Genomic DNA, 22,643 nt, shown 5'->3' with positions numbered 1-22,643 from the left:
CTGCTGTCAGTCGTCGGCGCTGGCGTCCTCGACGTCGATGTCGAACTCCATGTTCTCGGCCGGGTCGATGGCCAGGCCGGCGTCGTCGAGCACCTCCCAGACGCGGTCGGGCGTCATGGGCATGTCGACGTGGGTGACGCCTGCGTGTTCCATCGCGTCGACGACGGCGTTGACGACCGCCGGCGGCGATCCGACCGTCGGTGACTCCCCGACGCCTTTCGCCCCGATCGGGTGGTGGGGCGACGGCGTGACCGTGTAGTCGGTCTCGATCTCGGGAATCTCCATCGAGGTCGGCAGCAGGTAGTTCATGAAGTCGCCGGCGGTGACGTTGCCCTCGTCGTCGTAGGTGACGTGTTCGAGCATCGCGGTGCCGATACCCTGTGCGACGCCGCCGTGGACCTGCCCCTCGACGATCATGGGGTTGATGCGGTTGCCACAGTCGTCCAGCGCGTAGAAGTTCCGGATGTCGACCTCGCCGGTCTCGCGGTCGACCTCGACGACACAGACGTACGCGCCGAACGGGAAGGTCATGTTCGGCGGGTCGTAGTAGTCGACGGCCTCGAGCCCCGGCTCTTCGTCCGGCGGCGAGTTCATGTAGGAGGCACCGGCGATCTCCTCGATCGTCAGCGAGCGATCCGGTGCGCCCTTGACGTGGAAGGCGCCGCTCTGGCGGTCCCAGACCACGTCCTCCTCGGCGACCTCCAGTTCGTTGGAGGCGATGGACTTGGCCTTCTCCCGGACCTTCCGGGCGGCGACCGCCGTGGCCGCGCCGCCGACCGGCGTCGACCGGGAGGCGTACGTTCCGAGACCGTAGGGTTCGGTGTCGGTGTCACCGTGTTCGACGGTGACATCCTCCACGTCGAGCCCGAGTTCCTCCGCGACGATCTGTGCGAAGGTGGTCTCGTGGCCCTGGCCCTGGGTCTGGACACCGATGCGGACCGTGGCGTTGCCCGTCGGGTGGACGCGGATCTCCGCGGAGTCGAACATCTCGACGCCCGCGATGTCACACTGCTTGCCGGGACCGGCCCCGACGATCTCGGTGAACGTCGAGAGACCGATCCCCAGCAGTTTGTCGTCGTCGTTCGCGATGCGTCGCTGTTGCTCCTCGCGGAGTTCGTCGTAGTCGACCGACTCCAGGGCCTTGTCGAGCGCGCGCTCGTAGTCCCCGGAGTCGTAGGTCCATCCCGTCGAGGACTCGTAGGGGAACGCCTCCTTGGGGATGAAGTTCTTCCGGCGGACCTCGGCGGGGTCCATGTCCAGTTCCTGCGCCAGGGCTTTCACCATGCGCTCGATGAGATAGACCGCCTCCGTCACCCGGAACGAACAGCGGTAGGCGATGCCGCCGGGCGCGGTGTTCGTGTAGTAGGCGTCGACGGTCCCGTGGGCGTGCTCGATGTCGTATGAGCCGGTGAAGATCTTGAAGAAACCGGCGGGGAACTTCGAGGGCTGTGCCGCGGCGTTGTACGCGCCGTGGTCGGCCAGCACGTCGACGTCGACGGCCGTGATCTCGCCGTCCTCGGTGGCGGCGATGCGACCGGTCATGTCGTAGTCGCGGGCGAAGGAGGTCGTCTGGATGTTCTCCGAGCGCTCCTCGACCCACTTGACCGGCCGTTCGAGGACGTACGACGCCGCGGCGGCGACGACGTAGCCCGGATAGATCGGCACCTTGTTGCCGAAGCCGCCGCCCACGTCCGGCGAGACGATCCGGACCTTGTTCTCGGGGATGCCCGAGACCATCGAGAACAGCGTCCGGTGGGCGTGTGGCGCCTGGGAGGTCATGTGGACGGTCATCTTCTCGTCGTCCTGGTCCCAGTCGGCCACGCAGCCACAGGTCTCGATGGGCGCCGGGTGCAGGCGCTGGTAGTACATGTCCTCCTCGACTGTCACGGGAGCCTCCTCGAAGGCCTCCTCGGTGGCCTCCTCGTCGCCGGTCTCCCAGGTGAAGATGTGGTTGTCGTCCTGGTCCAGATCCTCGCGGACGACCGGCGCGTCCTCGTCTTTGGCCTTCTCGGCCTCGACGACCGGATCGAGGGTGTCGTACTCGACCTCGACCCGTTCGGCGCCGTCCTTGGCGGCGTAGCGGTCGGTGGCGATGACCGCCGCGACCTCCTGGGACTGGAACTTGACCTTGTCCCGGACGAGCACCTCCTGGGTGTCGTCCATCAGCGTCGGCATCGTCGCCAGGTCGTGAGCCGCCAGATCCTCCGCGGTCAGCACCGCCACCACCTCGTCCATCTTCTCGGCGCGTTCGGTGTTGATGCTCTCGACGTTGGCGTGGGCGTGGGGGCTACGGACGATCTCACAGTGCAGCATCCCCTCCTTTTTGATGTCGTCGACGTAGTTCCCCCGGCCGGTGATGAACCGGCGGTCTTCCTTGCGTTTGACCTCTTCGCCCATCCCGCCGCGGTCGTGGCCGCAGTCTTTCTCGGGGTTCGGTCCCCCGTCCTCGTCCTCCCGGTACTTCGCGTCGGGTTTGTCGCGTGTCTCGCTGCTCATTTGTGGTCACCTCCCGGTGGCTCGAAATCCGTATCGACGTCCATACAGCAGTCGTCCGCCTCGCACATCGGCGTGCCGCCGTCGGAGGCGGCCTCGGGTTCGGCCGCCTCGCCGTGTTCGACCGGCGACTCCGGCGGTTCCCGGCCGTTCATCACGTCGGCGGCGTACTGGATGGCCTTCACGATGTTCTGGTAGCCGGTGCACCGACAGAGGTTGCCGCTGATGCTCTCGCGGATCTCCTCCTCGGTCGGGTCGGGATTCTCCTCCAGCAGGGCGCGGGCCGACATGATCATCCCGGGCGTACAGTAGCCACACTGCAGGCCGTGCATCTCGCGAAAGCCCTCCTGGATCGGGTGGAGGTCGGACTCCCCCATGCCCGCGTCGGGGTGGTCTTCCATCCCCTCGACGGTGGTGATCTCGCTGCCGTCGGCCTGGACGGCGAAGGTGAGACAGGACTTGACCGCCTGGCCGTCCATATAGACGGTACAGGCGCCGCAGTTGCCGGTGTCACAGCCGATGTGGGTGCCGGTCAGATCGAGATCCTCCCGGATGGCGTGGACCAGCAGTTTGCGGGGCTCGACCTCCAGTTCGTGTTCTGTGCCGTTGATCGTGAGCGAAATCTCCTTTTTCGTCATCCTCAGTCACCCTCCGCGGCCATTCCTTCGGGCGTCAGTTGGTCGGTTCCGAAATCGGCCGCCGGACCGTCCTGCGTGGCGCGTTCGGTCGCGTCGGCCAGCGCGCGCTGGGTGAGCACGCGGACCATATTGCGTTTGTACGCTGCGCTGCCGTGTTCGTCGGATTCGGGGTTCGATTGCTCGGCGGCAATCTTGCCCGCCTCCCTGAACAGGTCAGCCGAGGGGCGCTCGCCTTCGAGTTCCTCGGCGGCCTCGTCGACGGCGATGTTGGTGATGTCGACGGCGGTCAGCGCGACGTCGGCGTCCTCGATGACGCCGCCGTCGAGACGGACGCGGGCCGCCGAACCGGCCATCGCGTAGTCGCCGACTTTCCGTTTGAGTTTGTGGTAGGCGCTGCCCTCGTTGCTGCCGGACTCGGGGACGCGAATCTCGGTGATGAGTTCGTCCTCGCCGAGCATGTTGTCGTACGGCAGCAGGAAGAAGTCCTTCGCAGGAATAGTCCGCTCGCCGTCCGGCCCCTGTGCGACGACTTCGCCGTCGTGTGCCAGCAGAACGGTCCCCCAGTCGCCTTTCGGGTCGGACTGTGCGATCGAACCGGCGACGGTCCCCTGGTTGCGGATCTGCGGGTCCGCGATCAGCGGCGCGGCGTCGGCGAAACTCCCGTAGTTGCGGTCGATGATCGCCGACTCCTCCACGTCGACGTGGCGGGCCAGCGCGCCGATCTTCAGGTGACCGTCGTCCTCCCGGATGTACTCCAGTTCCGTCAGCCCGTTGAGGTCGATCACGGTGTCCGGACGGGCGAGACGGAACCGCAGCATCGGGATGAGACTCTGCCCCCCGGCGAGAATCGTCGGTTCGTCCAGACTCTCGAGCAGGCTGACCGCCTCCTCGATAGTCTCCGGTTCGTGATGTTCGAAGTTTGCTGCTTTCATGGTTAGAGCATGTTACGGAGTCGAGAGGTGACACCCCCCTCGTCGCTCTCTTCGACGTCGGTCATCTGTTGCTCGATGTTGTTGAAGAAGTTGTTCACGATCTTGTCCGCGACGGGGTTGAGAACGCGGTTCCCCAGTTGTGCGACGCGACCGGAGACGTCGGCTTCGGTCCCCCAGTTGATCCGGGAGCCGTTTTCGGTCTCCTCGATCTCCATCCACGACTCCATCTCGAACTCGCTGCTGCTCGCAGCGCCGCTGCCGGTCGCCGTCATCACGTAGTTCTCGTCGTCGCGCTCACCGATCCGGACCTGCGTCTCGAACCGGGGCTTGACGCTGCCGACACCGACCTGCATCAGCGCCGCATAATCAGTTTCTTCCCGGAACGCACGGTCGGCGACCTCCTCCGGATCTGCTTCCGGAAGCGTCTCGACGTCCTCCTCGGCTTCGTAGTCGTCGAAGTTGAAATCCTCGTCGTCCAGCGGGGTGATGTACCGACACCCCTTCAGCGCGTCTCGGACCGCGATCGGATCCGATAACATTACCCATGCGTCTTCCGGTTCTACACCTTCCAGTTCGAATGCTCCTTCGAATTCCATTTTTATGCTACCCCCCTATGGGTTCTCTTAGGACTACGGTAGGGTGTGTCGCACCATGGAAAAATAAAACTTGCGTGTATAGACAGATATTTACGTATGGCTGACACGCGGCTGGCGGGAGTGTAACTAGCACGGAAAGAGCAGTGAGTTTACTCTTCGTCGGAGAGCCGAAGGATGATTTCGCCGTCGACGACGTGCCACTCGACGGTGTCGCCTTCGGCGAGATCCAGGAAGTTCCGCACGGGTTTGGGGATCGTTGTGAGGTACTTTTCTGAGACTTTGGTCTCTGTAAGCCGGCCCATACGTGCCACCTAGTAGACTCTTAGACAAATCGACTACATCAATGTTATGGCGGCGCGAGAACCGGGACGGCCCCGACGTTTATCATCGACGGGTGGACAATAGCCGGCATGGACTGTGCGGCGTTTTTCGAGGCAGCGGGGGGACAACTGGGGGAGACCGTGGCCGAACCCAGCCAGCAGACCGCCGGCGGGCAGTGCGTCTACGAGTTCTACCACCCGCGGGTCCGGGACCATCTCGGCACCGAGGGACTGGCGACGTCGTTCAACCGCAGCGGGGTCGTCTGGGTGCCGACGGGCCGGCAGTTCGCCGTCACGCTGCGGGTGCCCGAGCGGTACGGCGAGGCCGTCGAGGAGGCGCTGGACCCGGCGCCGCTTGCCTTCGAGCGGACCGACCACCGAGGCGTCTCCGCTCCGGACGGCGAGATGCTGACGGTACTGCATTTCAGTCTCCGGAGCGGCGGCGTCTCCGAAGAGGACGTGCGCGGGACGCTGTCGGCACTCGGTACTGCCGCGGCAGTCTGACCTTTTTGATCGTCCGTGTGCAACGGGTGGGCATGAGCCACGATCACGACGACATGGTGTGGCGAAGCGACGCGGTAGATCGACTGCTCGATCTGCGGGAGACGGTGTTGGCCGATCAGCCGACCGAGGAGGTCGCGCTCGCCGGAGCGGCGGGCCGGACGCTCGCCTCGGGGATCGTCGCCCAGCAGGACCGCCCGCCGGTCTCCCGGTCGACGATGGACGGCTACGCCTTCGACGCCACCGACGGCTACCCGCTCGACCTCCGGGAGGAGGAGGTCTTTCCCGAGGACGATCCGCCGTCGATCGACGACGGGGAGGCCGTCCGCATCTTCACCGGTGCGCCGCTCCCACCGGAGGCCAACGCCGTCCTCAAACAGGAGGAGGCGACGGTCGAGGACGGCAGACTTGACGGGAGCGACATCGACCCCGGCACGTACGTCTACGAGCGGGGAAGCAACCTCGCGGCGGGCGAGCAACTCTTCGCGGCGGGCGAACGGCTCTCGCCGAAGGACGCGCTGCTGCTCGGGGATCTGGGGTACGACGAGGTGACCGTCCACGAACGGTTCGACGCGGCGCTTTTGGCGACCGGGACCGAGATCCACGAGGGCCGCCAGCGGGATCTGGACTCGCCGATGCTGGCGGGGTTGCTGCGCTCGTGGGGCCACCGTCCGACCCACGAGGGGACCGTCCCCGACGAGTACGACCGCGTCCGGGACCGCATCGACGCGCTCGCAGGCGAGTACGACGCGGTCGTGACGACCGGCGGGACCAGCGTCGGCGACAAGGACCACGTCGTCCGGGCGCTCGAAGACCTCGGTGACGTGCTCTTTCACCGGGTTCGGATCCGCCCCGGGAAGCCGATCGCCGTCGCCCGTCTGCCCGACCACGACGCCGTCGCGGTCGCCATCCCCGGCAAACCGGTCGGCGCACACGTCATCACGACGCTCGTCGCTCGGGCGCTGTTCGTCGGTCCGTCCGAGCTAGCGACCGTGTCGGCGACGCTGTCGACCGACCTCGGCCTCGGGCCGGAGGGGTTCGAGTACGTCGTTCCGGTGACTCTCGATGACGGCGAGGCGACGCCGCTGGGCCACGTCGACTCGGCGCTGTCGATCTACGAGGAGGCCTTCGATCCGAGCGTGCTCTCCTCCAGCACGCGGGCGTCCCGCGCCGACGGCTTCCTCGTCACCGAGACCGAGCGCGCGGCCGGTGAGACCGTCGAAATCGTCCCCTACCCGGTCGTCGAATGACGCCGGAGCTACCGGTCGTCGAGCCGCCGGCGGGCGTCGAGAACCCCGTCCGTGAGGGCCCTGTCGCGGGCGTATTGCTGGCCGCCGGGACGAGTTCGCGGTTCGGCGAGGCCAACAAACTGCTCGCGGAGGTGGACGGCGAACCGCTGGTGAGCCACGCCGCCCGTACGCTCGCCGCGGCGGCCGTCGATCCCGTGGTGGTCGTCGTCGGTGCCGACGGCGACAGCGTCACCGACGCTCTCGACGGATTCGATACCGTGACCGTCGAGAACCCGGACTACGAGGAGGGCCAGGCGACGAGCGTTCGGGCGGGCGTGCGAGCGGTCAGAGCGCGAGTGCCCGACGCCGCCGCTGCGGTGTTCGCCTTGGGGGATATGCCGGCGGTCAGGCCGGAGAGCGTCGACGCGCTGGTGGCCGCCTACCGCGACGGTGCGGGGACGGCGCTGGCGGCGGCCGACGGGGGACAGCGGGGGAATCCGGTGCTGTTCGACGCGCAGCACTTCGACGCGCTGGCCGCGGTCGACGGTGATGTCGGTGGCCGGGAGATTCTCCTGGAGGATGAGCGGTCGGCGCTGGTCGAAACCGGCGATGCGGGCGTCCGCCGGGACATCGATACCGAGGCCGACCTCGAACGGCTTCGAGACGAGTGGTGAGCCTCACCCCCAGCGGTGGAGGCCCTCGTCGGCGAGGTGTTCGATCTGTTCGGGGTCGGGAGCCGTCCGGCGGAGCACGCGACCGACGAGATACCGGTCGGGCGTGGAGGTGTCACAGAGCAGATCGCGCTCGACCATCGTCGAGAGAACGGTCTCGACGGTCCGCCGTCTGTCGGGGCGCATGTTCGCCTCCTCGATGACGCAGTCGGTCGTGAACGCCCCTTCCGTGAGGGCGAGTTTGATCGCCGCGACCCACGCTGGCTCCCGGTTCAGCTCCCGACACATACGCGGTAACTGTCAAGAGACAGCTATTTCAAAGTATGGGCCGGGCTGAGCCGCCACGACGGGCCGGCGCGAACGACACGGCGGTCGGCTATAGCCAGGGGGCGGTCAGGCCGGTACGTCGACGACAGCGGGCGGGTCGCCGTCGGCGTGTCGGTCACAGACCGCCTCGTGGGCCGGCGGGAGGTCACGCTCGCGGAACCGCTCGAAGCCGCTCCGGTACCTGTCACTCTCGCGCTCGCCGGGTCGGTAGACCATCCGGAGTTCCGCGATACCTGTCTGCTCGCCGGTGTAGACGAAACCGGCCCGGTAGCAGGCCTCGTAGGCCATCGGGTTGTTGACCGCGATGTCGACGGTATCGTAGGCGCCGGCGAGCGCATCGGCCGTGAACCGGAGCAGTCTCGGACCGACCCCCTCGCCGCGGCGGGACTCCCGGACCGTGACGTACCGGAGCCGAACCGTGGTCGGATCCGTGCTGTCCTCGCTGAACGCGACGGCACCGAGTAGCTGGTCAGCCTCGCGGACGATACTCTTGCCAGTCGAGGACATGACGAACTTGCCGGCGTAGGCGAACTCCTCGTGGTCGAGCCGTAGGGTCGGCCCGGCCGCTTCGCTCCCGAGCACCTGAAACTCCATAGAAATGGATGGTCGCCGGCGACTCAAGTAAGCCCCGTCCTCACCGGATGTCTTCGGCCGCAATCGCTACTGTCGACTGTATCCAGGCTTGGTGATTCTCTCGGTCGTAGACCACGTACTCCTCGTCGCCGATGTTCAACTCGGCGTACCGTTCTCGTTCGCCCTGGTCGACAGCCGCATCGTCCGTGTCGTCGGTTGCGTTGGTGCTCATAGCTGGTCGGACGGGCCACCGTGCCCTTCCATGCGAGAGTTGCACACAGCGGTATTAAAGCCCTTCTCCCCTATTATCACGAGGGAAAATGATTGACCCACAGAGCGACGGGCGCTGAAGTGAGACGAGGAGGGTCGTCCGCTCGCGGGCGGAGGGGACAGGCGCTGGAGCGGAGGAGAGACGCGGCTTTTTGTACGGCCTCGACGAATAGACAGCTATGACACTGTTCCTGCAGAGTGAGGAGGTCGCGGATCTGGCGACGCCGGCGGAGTACGTCGAGGTCGTTCGCGAGGGGTATCGACAGCGCGGCGAGGGGGCACAGGCCGAACCCCGGACGCGGCTGAACAACGCCGATCCGCCGGGGTTTCTGACCGGGTATTTCGCGATTCTCCCGGAGACGGGTGCGATGGGCGGGTACACCTACGCCGCCGGCTTCGGCCAGCAGGACGCCCAGTTCGTCCTGCCGCTGTTCGACGCCGAGAGCGGCGAACTGCTGTCGATCATCGACGGCGCGAGTATGAACCCCTGGAAGACGGGCGCCGCGGGCGCGGTCGGGATCGACGAACTCGCCCGCGAGGACGCGACCGAACTCGGGATCATCGGCAGCGGCACACAGGCCCGGGGACAGCTACACGGCGCCGCGGCGGTCCGGGACCTCGAACGCGTGCGCGTGTTCTCCCCGACCGAGTCCAACCGGGAGGCCTTCGCCGCCGAGATGGACGATCAACTGGACGCGGCGGTCGAGCCGGTCGAATCGACGGAACAAGCGGTCAGCGACGTCGACGTCCTCATCACGGCGACGACGGCGACAGAGCCCGTCTTCGACGGCGAGGATCTCTCGCCGGGTACCCACGTCACCGCGATGGGCAGCTACCACCCGACGAACCACGAAGTCGATCCCACGACGGTCGCCCGCTCGAAGTACGTGCCCGACCTCCGGGGCCGGATCGACACCGACGCAGGGGCCTACCGGACGGCGCTCGAAGAGGGTGCAATCGAGGAGGGACACGTCCACGCCGAACTCGGTGAGATCGTCGCCGGGGCGGTGCCAGGCCGGGAATCGGCGGACGAGATCACGCTGTTCGACAGCGGGGGGACGGCGATCGAAACCGTCGCCGCGGCGAAGTTGCTCTACGACCGGGCGCGCGAGAAGGGGCTCGGAGAGACGCTCGACATCTCCTCGGCGAGCGAGGCGTTCCCGGGCCGGTAATCAGAGAAAGCCGTCCAACCCCAGCGCCTCGACGAGCGTCAGGCCGCTGAGCAACGCGCCGACGAGATAGCCCGCAATCGTCCCGCCGTTGAGAAGCGGTAGGCCGGCATGTGCACGGCCCTGCTGGACGAGATACAGGAGGACCGTCAGCCCGGCGAGCGTGCCGACCATCGCGGTGGCGGCCGGCAGCGTCGCCTCGACGCCCAGAATCGAGACGGTCGGGCCGGTCTCTACGAAGAAGGCCGCGCTGGCGACCAGCACCGACGGGATGACCGCATCGCCGAGACCGATGAACAGGGCGTCACGCTCGCCGCCGGAGAGGGCTTCACGCACGCTCTCGTCGAGGTCGGCCTCGGTGAGATCCGCCTCGGCGAACACGTCGTCGTCGATCTCCCCGACGCGGTCGGGACCCAGTTCGTTGAGTACCTCGGCGTCGATCTGGTCGGGGTCGGAGGGGAGCGCCTGGTCGTCTGTGTCCCGCGTACCGTCATCCTCCTCGTCGGTGTTGGCCGTTTCGGGCATCGAGGCGTCTAGAAACGAGTACGACAGCGACAGCGGGACGACGAAGACGACCGGGACCCGCATTTCGACCATCCCGGACGCGAGCGTGAGCATGTGTTCGGTGCCGTAGACGCTGATCGCGTCGTAGACCGCGAGCACGACCAGCAGAACGAGCGCGGGGAGGATCCCGAAGTTGATGCCGAACAGGCCGGCAGCGCCGACGCCCATCACGACGCCGGCGGCGTCGATGACGTACCACTCCGGATAGAGATACAGCGCCGCGCCGAGGACGAGCGCACCGACCAGCGCGAAAGCGTCGCTGAGTGCGACGCCGCCGACGGAGCCGAGCGGGGGCACGAGCGCACCGAAGACGAAGAAGGCGATGTAGACCCCGGAGAAGATGATTACCAGACGGAGGACGTTCTCGCCGCCGTATCTGATGATCCCGAGCATCGCGACCGTGGCGACGAGAATCCCGGCGATGTAGACGATACTGATTCCCGGATTCGAGGTGTCCTGACTCCCCTGGAGGCCGCCCTCCAGAAACGGTTCGACGAGCGCGAGCGCGCCGAGCTGGACGACGAAGAAGATGCCGAGAATAACCCCGCTGGCGAGCAGCTGGCGCTGGCGATGATCCATACCGAACGCTCGGTTGTCTGCTGTTTGAGGTTTTCGAAACAGCCGAGAGAGAAGCGGCCAAACGGACAGATTCAGCGCAGTTCCCGCGCCAATACGGTTGATTTCTCGTATTTGCCGGAAATGTAATGATTTACCGGGCACATTCCGTACAACAGCAAAGTCTAACCGGGTGGACTCAAAATAGTGGAATGATGCCAACAGTAGAATACCTCAACTACGAAGTTGTCGACGACAACGACTGGGACATTTACGACGAGGGTGTGTTCGACAAAGCAGCGGAGGCCGGCCTCGACGACGAGGATTACGGAACGCTCGAAGTCAACGAAGGGGAGTATATTCTGGAAGCCGCCGAGGCTCAGGGGTACGACTGGCCGTTCTCGTGTCGCGCCGGCGCGTGTGCGAACTGCGCGGCGATCGTCGTCGAAGGCGAGATCAACATGGACATGCAGCAGATCCTCTCCGACGAGGAGGTCGAGGAGAAAAACGTCCGGCTGACCTGCATCGGGTCCGCCGAGACTGACGAGGTCAAGATCGTCTACAACGCCAAACACCTCGACTACCTGCAGAACCGCGTCATTTAAGCGACGCGCTCTGCTGGACGGGTTCTGGGATCGTTCGATCCCACGCAGTTCTCGACGGCCGACCGCGGGTTGGATTGCCGCGGGCCGCCGATTTCGACGTGTCACCGACTAGCCTCGGGTAGGGGTCCCCGCGCCACGGCGAACCGGAGCAAAAAGACTACGTTGATAGCTTCGCACCTCCCGGATATGAGCCATCACAGAGGGATCGACTACGGACGCTGGGCGAAGCGCGGCTTCCTGCTCGGGTTGGGTCTGCTGTTGCTCGGCGCTGGCGGTGAGATCGTCGGCCGACTGCTGGTCGGAACCCTTCCCCCGTGGGAGGATGCGTTGTTCACCTACATGGAGGGGATCGGTCTGACAATCGGCTTTTTCTCGCCGTGGATCTTCGGGGTCGCGCTGCCGCTGACGGACGGATAGCTACAACTGGCGGGCGATGTCCTCGGCGAAGTAGGTGAGGATGAGATCCGCGCCGGCGCGTTTGATCGACAGCAGCGACTCGTAAGCCGTCTCTTCGAGGTCGAGCCATCCTTTCTCGGCGGCGGCCTGCAACATCGCGTACTCGCCGGAGACGTTGTACGCCGCGACCGGGTGGTCGAACTCCCGGCGGATCTCCCCGATGATATCGAGATACGGCAGCGCCGGTTTGACCATCAACACGTCCGCCCCCTGTTCGACGTCCAGGGCGACCTCGGTACGGGCTTCGCGGGCGTTCGCGGGGTCCATCTGGTAGTGGCGGCGGTCGCCGAAGGCAGGCGCACCGTCGGCGGCGTCCCGGAACGGGCCGTAGAAGGCGGACTCGTATTTCGCCGCGTAGCTCATGATCGGGACGTGCTCGAACCCCTCCTCGTCGAGGGCGCCGCGGATCGCACCGACCATCCCGTCGATCATGCCGGACGGGGCGACCATGTCCGCGCCCGCACGGGCGTGGGAGACGGCGATCCGTTCCAGCAGATCGAGAGTCTCGTCGTTTTTGATCGTCACAGTCGGTTCCGACTGGGCGTCGGATTCGAGCACGCCACAGTGGCCGTGGTCGGTGTACTCACACAGACACACGTCGGTGATGACGTAGGCGTCGGTCTCGGCGGTGATCCGGCGGGTCGCCTCCTGAACGACGCCGTCCTCGGCCCAGGCCCGGGTTCCGCGCTCGTCTTTGGACTCGGGAATCCCGAACAGAATGACCGCTTCGACGCCCGTCTCGCGGACCTCCTGGACGCGGGCGACGGCCTCGTCGAGGGGGACGCGCTCGTGGCCCGGCATCGACTCGATCGGCTGGCGCTTGTCGGTCGTCGCGTCGACGAACACCGGCGCGATCAGATCGCTCGCGGCGAGGTCCGTCTCGCGGACGAGCGAGCGCACGCCGTCGGTGCGGAGGCGTCGGGGTCGCTGTGTCAGTTCCATACGCGGTCTTACCGTGGAATCCTCAAAGCCGTGTCGTTCGTCCCGACCTTTAAGTGCGAAACCGGGACCAACGCGGTCTATGAGTCGACCGAAACAGACCGACGGTACGCACAGCCGAGAAGTCACTGTCGGGGACGGAACCAACCGGCGGGCACGGGGGCGAAACCGACGGGCGAGACAACCCCAAACAGATCGGAGCACCGGACAGCACGCCGAGAGGGGCAACCGGCCGGACGCGGACGGTTGCGAGTATCGACCGAGGGGCAGCGCCGATAGTTCCGTGCCGACCGGGTTCAGACTCGTCTCCGTGACCTTCGCGGGAATCGGGGCGATGTTGCTGCTCGGCGGGCTGGCCGTCCTGAACAGCGCCAGCGCCGTCGCGGCCTACGCGGGCCCGGCCGGATCGGCGGTGGCCGGTGTCGGGGTCGTACTCGGTGCAGTCGGCGTCGTCCACCTCGCCGCCGGATACGGGACGTGGCGGTTTCGGTCGTGGGGCCGGCTACTGGGACTGGTCGTCGCGGTCGGAGGGCTGTTGAGCAGTCTCCCGCTGGTCGTGCTCGGGGGGCCGGCGGGAGTCGGTGGCCTGCTGCTGCACGGCGGCATCGCGTGGTATCTGTACACGACCGGTGAGCGATACGCTCGACTCCGGCAGACGCGGGCGTAATCAGGCGGGCGTCAGTCGGCCAGCGAACGGCCTGAGCCCCGGATAGCCGTCGACCCGCCAGACGTACAGCGCGGCCGCGAGGAGGAGAAACTCCACGTAGAAATACGGCGCTGTCAGCGAGTTCTGGAGGAGACCCAGCACCGTCGGCGTCGCCTCGTCGGGGCCCGGACCGGAGGCGAGCAGCGGCCAGAACAGCCCCTCCCAGGGAGTCGTCGGCTCCCAGAACACCGGGACAACGTCGAGCAGTGCGTGTGAGATGAGCCCGAGCGCGAACGCGACACCGGATTCTCTCGCATCGATCCGGTCGGCAACGGCGTAGCCGGCGAGCGACAGCGGCCCGAGGACCAGAAGCGAGTGGCCGAGCGTTCGGCCGCCGGGGAGCACGCCGAGTTGCCAGGCGAGGGGCTTGTCGATCAGGTCGGGCAGCAGCGCAGCGACTCCGAGCACCAGCGTCGGGGCGTGTCTCGGCGGCTCGTCGAACCGCGAGCGAGTCGAGAAGGTGTACAGGAGGTAGGCGACCGACGCGTGTCCAATCGGCCACATACCACGGGGTCGGCGGGCGGCGGATAAATACCACCCGGTCCCGGGTCACCGGCCACCGGCGGGGAGTCGCCCGCGCTGGTACAGAACCGCGAGCAGCGCGACGAACGCACAGAGCCCAACGGCGAGCAGCCGAAAGCTTCGCGTGTAGCTCGCACCGCGGCTGACCGCCGTACCGACGGTGCCCGAGCCAAGCGCCTGCACGAGCATCATCGACGCCGAGTACAGCGCGTACGCGCTGGCCCGGTGGCGGTCCGGAAGCGAGTCAAGCATGTAGGTGTCCAGAGCCGGGAACAGCGAGTGAGCGATGTAACCGACGAGCAGGCTCAAGGCGAGCAACGCCACGAGACCCTCGACAAAGGTGAGGGCGAGAACACTGACGGCGAAGCCGCCGATGATGCCGAGGATCAGCGGGACGTACGCGACCCGGTCTGCGAGCCAACCGGTCACGAAAAACGCGGGGACACCGGCGCCGAACATAGCAGACAGAAGCAGGCGGCCGGTCGCCGGATCGATCCCCTTGACGACGGCGAGGTAGTCGCCGTAGAGGTTGAACAGCGCGTTCCAGAGGAAGCCAGCGCCGCCGATGAACGCGATGCCGGTGAGAATGATCGGCCACTGAGCCCGGCCGGCGGCCAGAAGCGAGCGGTCGTCGGTGCCGGCCTCGGGGAGGGCCGTCTTGCGGGCCGCCCAGACCAGCCCGGCGGTGCCGACGGCGGCGACAGCCGCGATCACGACGAAGGTCAGTTGCCAGGAGCCGACGAGCAAAATGCCGGTCAGCGCGAGGGGGGCGACGACGGCGGCAATCTGGCTGGCGGTTCCGTGGACGCCCAGCGCGGTGCCGACGTTGTCGGGGAACAGTTCGCTGACCAGCGGGTTGGCGGCGATGAAGTAACTGCCGCTGGCCAGCCCCATCAGGAAGGCGCCGACGGTGAGGTGAAGCACCGAATCCGCGAAGGCGGTCAGCCCGGCGGTCGCGACGAGTATCGAGCCGGTCGCCGCGATGACGTGGTGGCGCTGGAACCGCGTCAGCAGCAGTCCGGTCGGGAGCCGCGGGGCGGCGCTGCCGAGCCAGGCGGCGCTGGTGACGACCCCGAGAGAGGCGGCCGAGACGCCGAAATCGGCGGCGGCAGGCTGCAACAGCGGCGCAAAGACCACCCGAGCGAGGTTGACCAGGAAGACCAACACACACAGCGAGCCGAACAGTTCGCGACGGGACACAACAGGGGGTGGGATATCCGGCGGGTTGAACCGTACGGATCGGAGCCGGGCGCCCGGAAGAGGAAACGGTTAACAGGGCCGAGCACGGAGCGTCGGTATGGCCAGTTTCGACAAGGCAGAAGAACGGATCTTCACGACGCAGATCTGCATGCGGTGTAACGCCCGGAACCCACAGCGACGCGACTCCTGTCGCAAGTGCGGCTACGGCAATCTCCGGCCGAAAGCCCGCGAGACCCGAAGCGCCTGATCCGTCTTCTTCTGCCGTCACAGCCGGTTGTCGCCAACAGGACCGACGGCGAGTCGCGTCGCCCGCGAACCCTCTGGAAACATTCATAACCATTTGTCCCCAACAAATACCATCAGACGCCAATTTTATGTGAACGGGGAACCAACACTCGGGTGCATGCCACCCGAATCCGTCCGGTCGGGCTCTGGGCGTACATCTGATCCGGTCTCCCCCCTCGCCGGATCGACAGCTATCCCGGAGTCCGACCGGCGGAGACAGGCGACGCCAGCAGCCAGTCGGTCGGCCGTTTCCCCCCACGGCCGGCCGGCGGGCCGGACGCCTGGAGTCGGACGATCGATCCACCCATCCCTCATCCGATCCCGTTGGCGGCAGTGGCTCCGTCCGTCCGGTACCGCTGTCGTTCGCCCGGGTGGACGTGCACGTACCCGGATCGACCCACCCTGTCGACGGTCGGTGTGTTCCCCCAGCACACGGCCAGTCGGCGGTGCTGTCATCCGCAGTTCCCCACCCGCGAGTTCCCTCTCACTGTACCCGTAGCGGGACCGCGTCGGAGCGAGCGTCGTTCCCCCCGGCGTTCGTCGACCGGTCTCCGCGCTCTTCTCTCGACGGTCGCTAGCTACTCGTCTGGATACTTCGGTTCGCGGCGCTGTGCGCGTTCGAGCGCCCGCTCGACGACGGTTCGAACGTCGCCCCGGTAGACGTCGCCGTGGCCGGCGTACATCGCCTCGATGCCGTCCATCCGGTCGAGCAGTTCCTGGATGCTCTCGATAAGTCGGTCGCGGGACATGCCCGGATAGTCGGTCCGGCCGAAACTGCCGTCGTCGAAGGCACCGTCGTTGTAGACGACGACGTCGCCCGAGAACAGCGACTCCTCGCCGAGGAAGGAGACGTGGTCGTCGCCGTGGCCGGGAGTGTGGACGACTTCACACTGTTCGTCACCGACGGTGATCGTGTCACCGTCAGCGAGTTCGTGGGTTCGCCGCGGGTGCTCATCGAAGGCGTAGCAGTCCGCGTCGAAGGCCGAGCAGACCGCGTCTAGTTCCGCGACGTGATCGGAGTGTTGGTGAGTAACGAGAACGCGTTCGAGCGTGTCGGTGTGCTCGCGGATCACGTCGACGACGCCGTCCATCGCACCCGCGTCCACGAGCGTCGGCTCCGCACCGAGCGCCAGGTACGCGTTACTCGTGAACACCTCAGCGTCCGCTGTCACGTTGATAACGTCCATATCTCATCTGCGGGTGCCGGCTGTAAGAACCTGTCCCGGGCCGTCGTGATTATTAGCTAACACTCTCCGAGCAATTTTTTACCGTGAAACGGTAATCTCCACCCGTATGGGGTTCGGGAGTTACGACGAATCCGAACAGGAGAATCAGGATTACGACACAGATTTTGAGGACGACGACGGCGTCTCGACCGACGAGACTGACCACGACGGCGACGTCGAGTTCGAGTTTACCGCCTCGAACGACGAACTGCTGGATCGTCTCGAAGAGATCAAAGAGAACACGTGAAGCCGGGCGTTCGCGCGCTCGGAATTGCGGAGTCCTACCGCAGCGATAGCAGTACGCTCGCTGGTGTCGTGTGCCGTGCCAGCCGGGTCGTCGACGGGTTCGTTTTCGGCTCGTGCACGGTCGGTGGCACCGACGCGACTGCGGCCGTGATCGAACTGTTCGATCGCCTCGACCGCGAGGATCTGCAGTACGTCTTTCTCGCCGGCGTCGCGCCGGCCTGGTACAACGTGCTCGACCTCTCGGCCGTTCACGGCGCCACCGACCGACCGGTGATCGCCGTTTCCTTCGAGGACAGCGACGGACTCGAACCGGCAATTAGAGAGGCGTTCGACGGCGACGCCGCCGAGAGCCGGCTGGAGGTGTACCGGTCACTGCCCGACCGCGAGGCAGTGTCGGTGGGTGAGGACCGGCTGTACGTTCGCAGCGTCGGTCTCGACGAGGACGCCGGCGAGGTCGTCCGTGCATTCACGCCCGAGGGCGGGCGTCCGGAGCCGTTGCGTGTCGCCAGACTGGCGGCCCGGGCCGCCGACCGGGAGCGGGCCGTCGACTGAGCGCCCGGAGGCGGTTCGGACCGGGTGACATTTAAGAACGACAGCCCAAACACGGGTATGGAAATTGTCCCGGATACGAGCGTGATTATCGACGGCCGGGTCTCCGAACGCGTCAACTCCGGCGAGTTCGCGGACGCGACCGTCGCGGTTCCCGAGGCCGTCGTCGGGGAACTCGAATCCCAGGCGAACGACGGCCGGGAGACCGGATGGGAGGGACTCGAGGAGCTACAGCGGCTCGTCGATCTCGACGACGCCGGCGAGATCGTCGTCGAGTACGTGGGCCGGCGGCCGGATTCGGCGGAGAAACGCGACGCCGAGGAGGGGGAGATCGATGCGATCATTCGCGACATCGCCGAACAGCGGGGGGCGACACTCGTCACCAGCGACGCGGTCCAGGCCGAGGTGGCGCGGGCGACCGGCGTCGAGGTGACCCAACTCGACCCCGAGACGCGGTCGTACGACGAACTTGACATCGAGCAGTACTTCGACGAGGGGACGATGAGCGTCCACCTGAAGGTCGGGGTCGAACCGATGGCGAAACGCGGGACGATCGGCGAGATGCGCTACGAGCGCGTCGACGACCGGGTGTTGACCGAGGACGATCTACGGGCGTTCGCGGCGGATATCGAGGAGGCGACCCACGCCAGCCCCGACGGCTTCGTCGAACTCTCAGAGCCGGGGATGACCATCGTCCAGTTCCGGGATTTCCGGATCGCGATCGCCCGCCCGCCGTTCAGCGACGGCCTCGAAATCACGGCCGTCAGACCGATCGTCAAGACCGATCTCGACGAGTACGAGTACGCCGACGAACTCAGAGACCGGCTGATGGAGCGCCAGCGCGGCGTGTTGATTTCCGGTGCACCCGGCGCGGGGAAATCCACCTTCGCGCAGGCCGTCGGCGAGTTTCTGAGCGAGTCGAACTTCGCGGTGAAGACGATGGAGAAACCACGCGACCTGCAGGTCGGCCCGGAGATCACCCAGTACACCGCCCTCGACGGGCGGATGGACAAGACGGCGGACTCGCTTCTGATGGTCCGACCCGACTACACCATCTACGACGAGGTGCGGAAAACCGAGGACTTCGAGGTGTTCTCGGACATGCGGCTGGCCGGCGTCGGGATGATCGGCGTCGTCCACGCGACCCGGGCTATCGACGCCCTCCAGCGGCTGATCGGCCGGGTCGAACTCGGCCTGATCCCGCAGGTCGTCGACACCGTCGTCTACATCGAGGCCGGTGAGATCGAGAAGGTCTACGACGTGTCGACGACAGTCAAGGTGCCCGAGGGCCTGATGGAGGAGGATCTCGCCCGCCCCGTCATCATGGTGACGGACTTCGAGACCGGCCAGCCGGAGTACGAGATCTACACGTTCAACCGTCAGGTCGTCACCGTCCCGATCGGCGAGGACGAAGGCGGGGACTCCGGCGTCGACCAGATCGCGAAACAGGAGATCGAACGCGAGATTCGCTCGATCGCACACGGCCACGTCGAGGTCGACCTCCGGGGCGGCAACACCGCCGTCGTCTGGGTCGAGGAGCGCGATATCTCCTCTGTAATCGGCAAGGGCGGCGGCCGCATCTCGGAGATCGAAGATCGACTCGGCATCGATATCGACGTGCGGACCTTCGACGAACAACCCGACTCCGCCGGAGGCACGTCGTCGGGGGCCATCGGCTCCGGTGGCGGCGGGATAACCGTCCGCCCGGAGGTGACGAGCCGACACGTCATCATTCCGCTCGACGGCCACGCCGGCGAGACGGTCGAGGTCCAGGCCGACGGGGAGTATCTGTTCACGGCGACGGTCTCACGCGGCGGCGAGATTCAGGTCTCCCGAGGCAGCGCAATTGCAGAGGAACTGGAGTCAGCAATCGATCACGGGAAGACGATCACGGTCGTGCCGTCCTGAGGTTGTGACTGCGGAGACAGAGAAACGGAGAAGCGAGCGCAACTAGTCGGAAACGGCGGCTTCGGTCTCGGTTTCGAGTTCTTCGTCGGTGATCTCGTAGAGATTCTGCCGGGCGTCGGCGAAGTAGACATCCTCCTCGATGACACCGATCGTATCGAGTCGTTCGAGCGCGTAGCGGACGGTCCGCGCGGAGAGCATCGATTCCTGAACGATCCCCTTCTGGGTGAGCGGACCGTTGTATTCGAGTACTTTGTAGACGAGCTTCGCACTCGGAGGGAGATCCGCGATCTCCTCCTCATCGGATTCTGTCATCGGCTCAGTGTAAAGTACGCCGGCTGTATAAAGATTGAGGGATCAACTCGGAACGAGCGGATCTACCGGCGTTTCTGTGGCCCGAGCGAGGCCAAATCAGCGCGGCCGCGAACCTGTCAACACCCGACTCATTACTCCGGCTCGTCTCCGCTGACTGAGTCGGCATCGGGCGGCGAGAGAACAGCCTCTTTCGGGAAGATGAAATATCCGACGGCGACGGCGACCACCGCCAGACCGACGTACCAGAAGCCGAGTCGGAGACGGTCGTGAACCAGCCCCGTCACCGCGATCACGACGCCGGCGCCGAGCAGGTAGAGGCCGTACAGAAGCAGCGCGGTCCCGGCCGCCCCCGCCGGCGTCGCGACCTCCGACTCGGGGTTGCGAAGGGTGTCGTGGGCCGCCCACGCGATCAGAAGCGCCGTGCCGAGTCCGTTCGCGCCGATCGACCGGAGCACATCGACACCGCGGATCAGGTCGACGACGAACAGCACGGCCGACCCCAGAAAAACGGCGAGGCCGAGCAGGAACAGCCACGGCGCGGCCCCGTCCCACTCCTCGGACTCCGCCATGCCAACTACGAGCACGGCCGGCGGAATAAACCACTCGTTCGCCGGGGAACGAACGGCTTTTTACTCCGGGTCGTCCAACTGTACGTATGGCGACAGAGACGGGCGAGAGTACGACCGGGTCTGACGTGGAGACAGACGACGGTCTCAGCCCGTACATGCGAAGTATCACCGTCACGACGTGTTCGACACTCGCCGGGATTGCGGCGGGGGTCCTCTCGCTGATGGGCGCGACCGGTCCGGAGGACGCGACGGGAGCGTTCTTTCTGCTCGCGGCAATCTTGATCCAGTTTCCGATCTACAGCGCCGTGGGAATCGATACCAGCGACTTCAGCGGGAAGGATTACGCGTACGTCTTTTTCATGACGTTCGCCCTCTGGTTTATCTCCTGGGGCATCCTGCTCACCGCGGGAACGGAACTGCCGTCGATTGTGTAAACAATGGCTGAAGATAGTATCGCAGTCGTCGACCTGGAGAAGTGTCAACCGGATAGATGTAACTACGAGTGTGCGAACTTCTGCCCCCCGAACCGGACGGGCAAGGAGTGTATCATCACTCGCAACGAGCGCTACGAGGAAGACGAGGTGTACCAGGGGACCGACGATCAGATCTGGATCTCCGAGGAACTCTGTCTCGGTGAGTCCTGCGGGATCTGCGTCGAGAAGTGTCCGTTCGACGCGATCCAGATCCTCAACCTCCCGCAGGAACTCGACGAGGAGCCGATTCACCGCTACGGGGAGAACTCCTTCGCGCTGTACGGGCTCCCCGCTCCGGAGGAGGGGCGAGTTACCGGCATCCTCGGGCCAAACGGGATCGGAAAGACCACCGCCGTCCGGATTCTCGCCGACGAACTGGCACCGAACCTCGGAGAGGTCGGAGACGAACCGGACTGGAGCGAAGTGTTAGAGGAGTACCGCGGCACCGCCCTCCAGGAGTATCTCGAAGCGATGCGAGAGGGCGACGTGACCGTGGCGCGCAAGCCGCAGTACGTCGACCAGATCCCCGACCAGTTCGACGGGCCGACCAGCGCGCTGCTCGAACAGACCGACGAGCGCGGCGCGCTGGACGAGTTGATCGACCGATTGGGGATCCGGCCGGTCGTCGACCAGCATATCGACACGCTGTCGGGCGGCGAACTCCAGCGGGTCGCGCTGGCGGCGACGCTGGCCCGGGACGCCGACTTCTACTTCCTCGACGAGATCACGCCGTATCTGGACATCAGCCAGCGGATGACCGCCGCCCGCCTCGTCCGCGAGTTGGCCGAGGAGGAGAACCGGTCGATGCTCGTCGTCGAGCACGACCTCGCCATCCTGGATCTGATCGCCGACGCGATCCACGTCGCGTACGGACAGGCCGGCGCATTCGGTATCATCACCCCACCGAAGTCGGTCAAAAACGGCATCAACGAGTACCTCTCGGGCTATCTCGAAAACGAGAACATGCGGATCAGAGAGACCGAAATCGAGTTCGAGGAACACGCCCCGCGCTCGAACACGACCGGGCAGTCTCTCGTCGAGTACCCCGCGCTGGAGAAAAGCTACGGCGAGGGCGAGTTCTCGCTGTCCGTCGAGAGCGGGACGATCCACGAGGGCGAGGTGCTCGGCGTGGTCGGCCCGAACGGAATCGGGAAGTCCACCTTCGCGCAGATGCTGGCCGGCCGTCTGGAGCCGGACGAGGGCGAGGTCGACTCACGGCTCGACATCGCCTACAAGCCGCAGTACATCGAGATCGACCAGCCGATGCGGGTCGACGCCTTCCTCTCGACGATCACCGACGACTTCGGCTCCTCGTTCTGGAAGACCGAGATTGCCCAGCCGCTCCAACTGGACGCCATCATGGAGCAGAACCTCACCGACCTCTCCGGCGGTGAGCGCCAGCGCGTGGCTATCGCGGCCTGTCTCTCCGAGGACGCCGATCTGTACCTGCTGGACGAGCCGTCGGCGCATCTGGACGTGGAACAGCGCGTGCTCGCCACCTCAGCGATCCGTCGCTACGCCGAGAACAACGACGCGACGGCGATGGTCATCGACCACGACATCTACATGATCGATCTGCTCTCGGATCGGCTGCTGGTCTTCGAGGGCGAACCGGCCGAGCGCGGTCGGGCCGCCGAGCCACAGGGGATGCGCGAGGGGATGAACGACTTCCTCTCGAATCTCGACATCACCTTCCGCCGGGACGAGCGGACCTCCCGGCCGCGGATCAACAAGCCCGGCAGTCAGCTCGACCGCGAGCAGAAAAACGCCGGGGAGTATTACTACGCGCCGTAGCGAGGCTTGAGCGGA

28 protein-coding genes are annotated in these 22,643 nt (G+C 65.9%); 13 read left to right on the top strand and 15 right to left on the bottom strand.

Annotation, left to right across the window (positions count from 1 at the left end):
• Positions 1–6: 6 nt before the first annotated feature.
• From GRX03_RS14565 to GRX03_RS14545, 5 genes are all read right to left on the bottom strand, one after another.
• Positions 7–2,496: an aerobic carbon-monoxide dehydrogenase large subunit gene (locus GRX03_RS14565; RefSeq protein ID WP_159764957.1), complete on the bottom strand. Its 2,490-nt coding sequence runs from the start codon at positions 2,494–2,496 to the stop codon at positions 7–9.
• The gene (locus GRX03_RS14560) at positions 2,493–3,131 is read right to left on the bottom strand and encodes a (2Fe-2S)-binding protein (RefSeq protein WP_159764956.1); all 639 of its coding nucleotides are present in this window, start codon (positions 3,129–3,131) and stop codon (positions 2,493–2,495) included. Before GRX03_RS14560 ends, GRX03_RS14565 begins: the two co-directional genes overlap by 4 nt.
• Before the next feature lie 2 nt (positions 3,132–3,133).
• The gene (locus GRX03_RS14555; RefSeq protein ID WP_159764955.1) at positions 3,134–4,063 is read right to left on the bottom strand and encodes an FAD binding domain-containing protein; all 930 of its coding nucleotides are present in this window, start codon (positions 4,061–4,063) and stop codon (positions 3,134–3,136) included.
• A 2-nt stretch (positions 4,064–4,065) separates the two neighbouring features.
• Positions 4,066–4,602, bottom strand: coding sequence for a CoxG family protein (locus GRX03_RS14550; RefSeq protein WP_201289254.1), 537 nt, complete (start codon positions 4,600–4,602; stop codon positions 4,066–4,068).
• Between the two features lie 206 nt (positions 4,603–4,808).
• The gene (locus GRX03_RS14545; RefSeq protein WP_159764953.1) at positions 4,809–4,961 is read right to left on the bottom strand and encodes an AbrB/MazE/SpoVT family DNA-binding domain-containing protein; all 153 of its coding nucleotides are present in this window, start codon (positions 4,959–4,961) and stop codon (positions 4,809–4,811) included.
• A gap of 108 nt (positions 4,962–5,069) precedes the next feature.
• Between GRX03_RS14545 and GRX03_RS14540 the strand changes: the two genes are divergently transcribed.
• The 3 genes from GRX03_RS14540 to GRX03_RS14530 are packed head-to-tail and all read left to right on the top strand — an operon-like array spanning position 5,070 to position 7,383.
• Positions 5,070–5,483 carry a hypothetical protein gene (locus GRX03_RS14540; RefSeq protein ID WP_159764952.1) on the top strand — a complete coding sequence of 138 codons (414 nt, stop codon included), beginning with the start codon at positions 5,070–5,072 and terminating at the stop codon, positions 5,481–5,483.
• 32 nt (positions 5,484–5,515) lie between these two features.
• The gene (locus tag GRX03_RS14535) at positions 5,516–6,730 is read left to right on the top strand and encodes a molybdopterin molybdotransferase MoeA (RefSeq protein WP_159764951.1); all 1,215 of its coding nucleotides are present in this window, start codon (positions 5,516–5,518) and stop codon (positions 6,728–6,730) included.
• On the top strand, positions 6,727–7,383 hold the full coding sequence (locus tag GRX03_RS14530) for a nucleotidyltransferase family protein (protein WP_159764950.1): 657 nt from the start codon (positions 6,727–6,729) through the stop codon (positions 7,381–7,383). Before GRX03_RS14535 ends, GRX03_RS14530 begins: the two co-directional genes overlap by 4 nt.
• A 3-nt stretch (positions 7,384–7,386) precedes the next feature.
• Here GRX03_RS14530 and GRX03_RS14525 read toward each other — a convergent pair whose 3' ends face one another.
• From GRX03_RS14525 to GRX03_RS16615, 3 genes are all read right to left on the bottom strand, one after another.
• A complete protein-coding gene (locus GRX03_RS14525) occupies positions 7,387–7,668 on the bottom strand; it encodes a hypothetical protein (protein ID WP_159764949.1) in 282 nt (93 codons plus the stop codon).
• A 105-nt stretch (positions 7,669–7,773) separates the two neighbouring features.
• Positions 7,774–8,301: a GNAT family N-acetyltransferase gene (locus GRX03_RS14520; RefSeq protein ID WP_159764948.1), complete on the bottom strand. Its 528-nt coding sequence runs from the start codon at positions 8,299–8,301 to the stop codon at positions 7,774–7,776.
• Positions 8,302–8,341: 40 nt separating this feature from the next.
• On the bottom strand, positions 8,342–8,512 hold the full coding sequence (locus tag GRX03_RS16615; protein WP_201289253.1) for a DUF7331 family protein: 171 nt from the start codon (positions 8,510–8,512) through the stop codon (positions 8,342–8,344).
• A gap of 217 nt (positions 8,513–8,729) precedes the next feature.
• Here GRX03_RS16615 and GRX03_RS14515 point away from each other — a divergent pair, with 217 nt between their 5' ends.
• Positions 8,730–9,722 (top strand): ornithine cyclodeaminase family protein, encoded by a 993-nt coding sequence (locus GRX03_RS14515; RefSeq protein WP_159764947.1) that lies wholly within the window; start codon positions 8,730–8,732, stop codon positions 9,720–9,722.
• Here GRX03_RS14515 and GRX03_RS14510 read toward each other — a convergent pair whose 3' ends face one another.
• Positions 9,723–10,862, bottom strand: a complete 1,140-nt coding sequence (locus GRX03_RS14510) for a presenilin family intramembrane aspartyl protease PSH (RefSeq protein ID WP_159764946.1) — start codon at positions 10,860–10,862, stop codon at positions 9,723–9,725. It lies immediately after the preceding gene.
• A gap of 191 nt (positions 10,863–11,053) precedes the next feature.
• On the opposite strand from GRX03_RS14510, the gene fer reads away from it, so the two are divergent.
• Together fer and GRX03_RS14500 are read left to right on the top strand one after the other, a co-directional pair.
• Positions 11,054–11,443 carry a ferredoxin Fer gene (gene fer, locus GRX03_RS14505; protein WP_159764945.1) on the top strand — a complete coding sequence of 130 codons (390 nt, stop codon included), beginning with the start codon at positions 11,054–11,056 and terminating at the stop codon, positions 11,441–11,443.
• A 186-nt stretch (positions 11,444–11,629) separates the two neighbouring features.
• Entirely contained in the window at positions 11,630–11,860 is a 231-nt protein-coding gene (locus GRX03_RS14500; RefSeq protein ID WP_159764944.1) for a DUF7860 family protein, read from the top strand.
• Here the strand turns inward: GRX03_RS14500 and hemB are convergent, their stop codons facing one another.
• Positions 11,861–12,841 (bottom strand): porphobilinogen synthase, encoded by a 981-nt coding sequence (hemB, locus tag GRX03_RS14495; protein ID WP_159764943.1) that lies wholly within the window; start codon positions 12,839–12,841, stop codon positions 11,861–11,863.
• Positions 12,842–13,121: 280 nt separating this feature from the next.
• On the opposite strand from hemB, the gene GRX03_RS14490 reads away from it, so the two are divergent.
• Positions 13,122–13,505, top strand: a complete 384-nt coding sequence (locus tag GRX03_RS14490; protein WP_159764942.1) for a hypothetical protein — start codon at positions 13,122–13,124, stop codon at positions 13,503–13,505.
• Here GRX03_RS14490 and GRX03_RS14485 read toward each other — a convergent pair whose 3' ends face one another.
• Together GRX03_RS14485 and GRX03_RS14480 are read right to left on the bottom strand one after the other, a co-directional pair.
• Positions 13,506–14,048: a metal-dependent hydrolase gene (locus GRX03_RS14485; protein WP_159764941.1), complete on the bottom strand. Its 543-nt coding sequence runs from the start codon at positions 14,046–14,048 to the stop codon at positions 13,506–13,508.
• 45 nt (positions 14,049–14,093) lie between these two features.
• Positions 14,094–15,266, bottom strand: a complete 1,173-nt coding sequence (locus GRX03_RS14480; protein WP_368278521.1) for an MFS transporter — start codon at positions 15,264–15,266, stop codon at positions 14,094–14,096.
• Positions 15,267–15,363: 97 nt separating this feature from the next.
• On the opposite strand from GRX03_RS14480, the gene GRX03_RS14475 reads away from it, so the two are divergent.
• The gene (locus tag GRX03_RS14475) at positions 15,364–15,513 is read left to right on the top strand and encodes a 50S ribosomal protein L40e (protein ID WP_159764940.1); all 150 of its coding nucleotides are present in this window, start codon (positions 15,364–15,366) and stop codon (positions 15,511–15,513) included.
• Positions 15,514–16,129: 616 nt separating this feature from the next.
• On the opposite strand, the gene GRX03_RS14470 is transcribed toward GRX03_RS14475, so the two are convergent.
• Entirely contained in the window at positions 16,130–16,738 is a 609-nt protein-coding gene (locus GRX03_RS14470; protein WP_159764939.1) for an MBL fold metallo-hydrolase, read from the bottom strand.
• A gap of 106 nt (positions 16,739–16,844) precedes the next feature.
• Here GRX03_RS14470 and GRX03_RS14465 point away from each other — a divergent pair, with 106 nt between their 5' ends.
• From GRX03_RS14465 to GRX03_RS14455, 3 genes are read left to right on the top strand one after another with little or no spacing between them, the layout of a single operon-like run.
• On the top strand, positions 16,845–17,024 hold the full coding sequence (locus GRX03_RS14465; RefSeq protein WP_159764938.1) for a DUF5786 family protein: 180 nt from the start codon (positions 16,845–16,847) through the stop codon (positions 17,022–17,024).
• Positions 17,021–17,575, top strand: a complete 555-nt coding sequence (locus GRX03_RS14460) for an endonuclease dU (protein ID WP_368278519.1) — start codon at positions 17,021–17,023, stop codon at positions 17,573–17,575. Before GRX03_RS14465 ends, GRX03_RS14460 begins: the two co-directional genes overlap by 4 nt.
• Positions 17,576–17,632: 57 nt before the next feature.
• A complete protein-coding gene (locus GRX03_RS14455; RefSeq protein WP_159764937.1) occupies positions 17,633–19,480 on the top strand; it encodes a PINc/VapC family ATPase in 1,848 nt (615 codons plus the stop codon).
• A gap of 42 nt (positions 19,481–19,522) precedes the next feature.
• Here GRX03_RS14455 and GRX03_RS14450 read toward each other — a convergent pair whose 3' ends face one another.
• Together GRX03_RS14450 and GRX03_RS14445 are read right to left on the bottom strand one after the other, a co-directional pair.
• On the bottom strand, positions 19,523–19,792 hold the full coding sequence (locus tag GRX03_RS14450) for an ArsR family transcriptional regulator (RefSeq protein ID WP_159764936.1): 270 nt from the start codon (positions 19,790–19,792) through the stop codon (positions 19,523–19,525).
• Between the two features lie 131 nt (positions 19,793–19,923).
• Positions 19,924–20,361 (bottom strand): hypothetical protein, encoded by a 438-nt coding sequence (locus GRX03_RS14445; protein WP_159764935.1) that lies wholly within the window; start codon positions 20,359–20,361, stop codon positions 19,924–19,926.
• A gap of 86 nt (positions 20,362–20,447) precedes the next feature.
• On the opposite strand from GRX03_RS14445, the gene GRX03_RS14440 reads away from it, so the two are divergent.
• Both GRX03_RS14440 and GRX03_RS14435 read left to right on the top strand, forming a co-directional pair.
• Positions 20,448–20,795, top strand: coding sequence for an EMC6-like membrane protein (locus tag GRX03_RS14440; protein ID WP_159764934.1), 348 nt, complete (start codon positions 20,448–20,450; stop codon positions 20,793–20,795).
• Between the two features lie 3 nt (positions 20,796–20,798).
• Entirely contained in the window at positions 20,799–22,628 is a 1,830-nt protein-coding gene (locus GRX03_RS14435; protein WP_159764933.1) for a ribosome biogenesis/translation initiation ATPase RLI, read from the top strand.
• The last annotated feature ends 15 nt before the right edge of the window (positions 22,629–22,643 follow it).

Origin of the sequence: Halovenus carboxidivorans (assembly GCF_009831575.1) — an archaeon.
Taxonomy (GTDB): domain Archaea; phylum Halobacteriota; class Halobacteria; order Halobacteriales; family Haloarculaceae; genus Halovenus; species Halovenus carboxidivorans.
The sequence above is the reverse complement of the archived record's forward strand: the minus strand, read 5'-3'. Positions and strand labels throughout refer to the sequence as shown.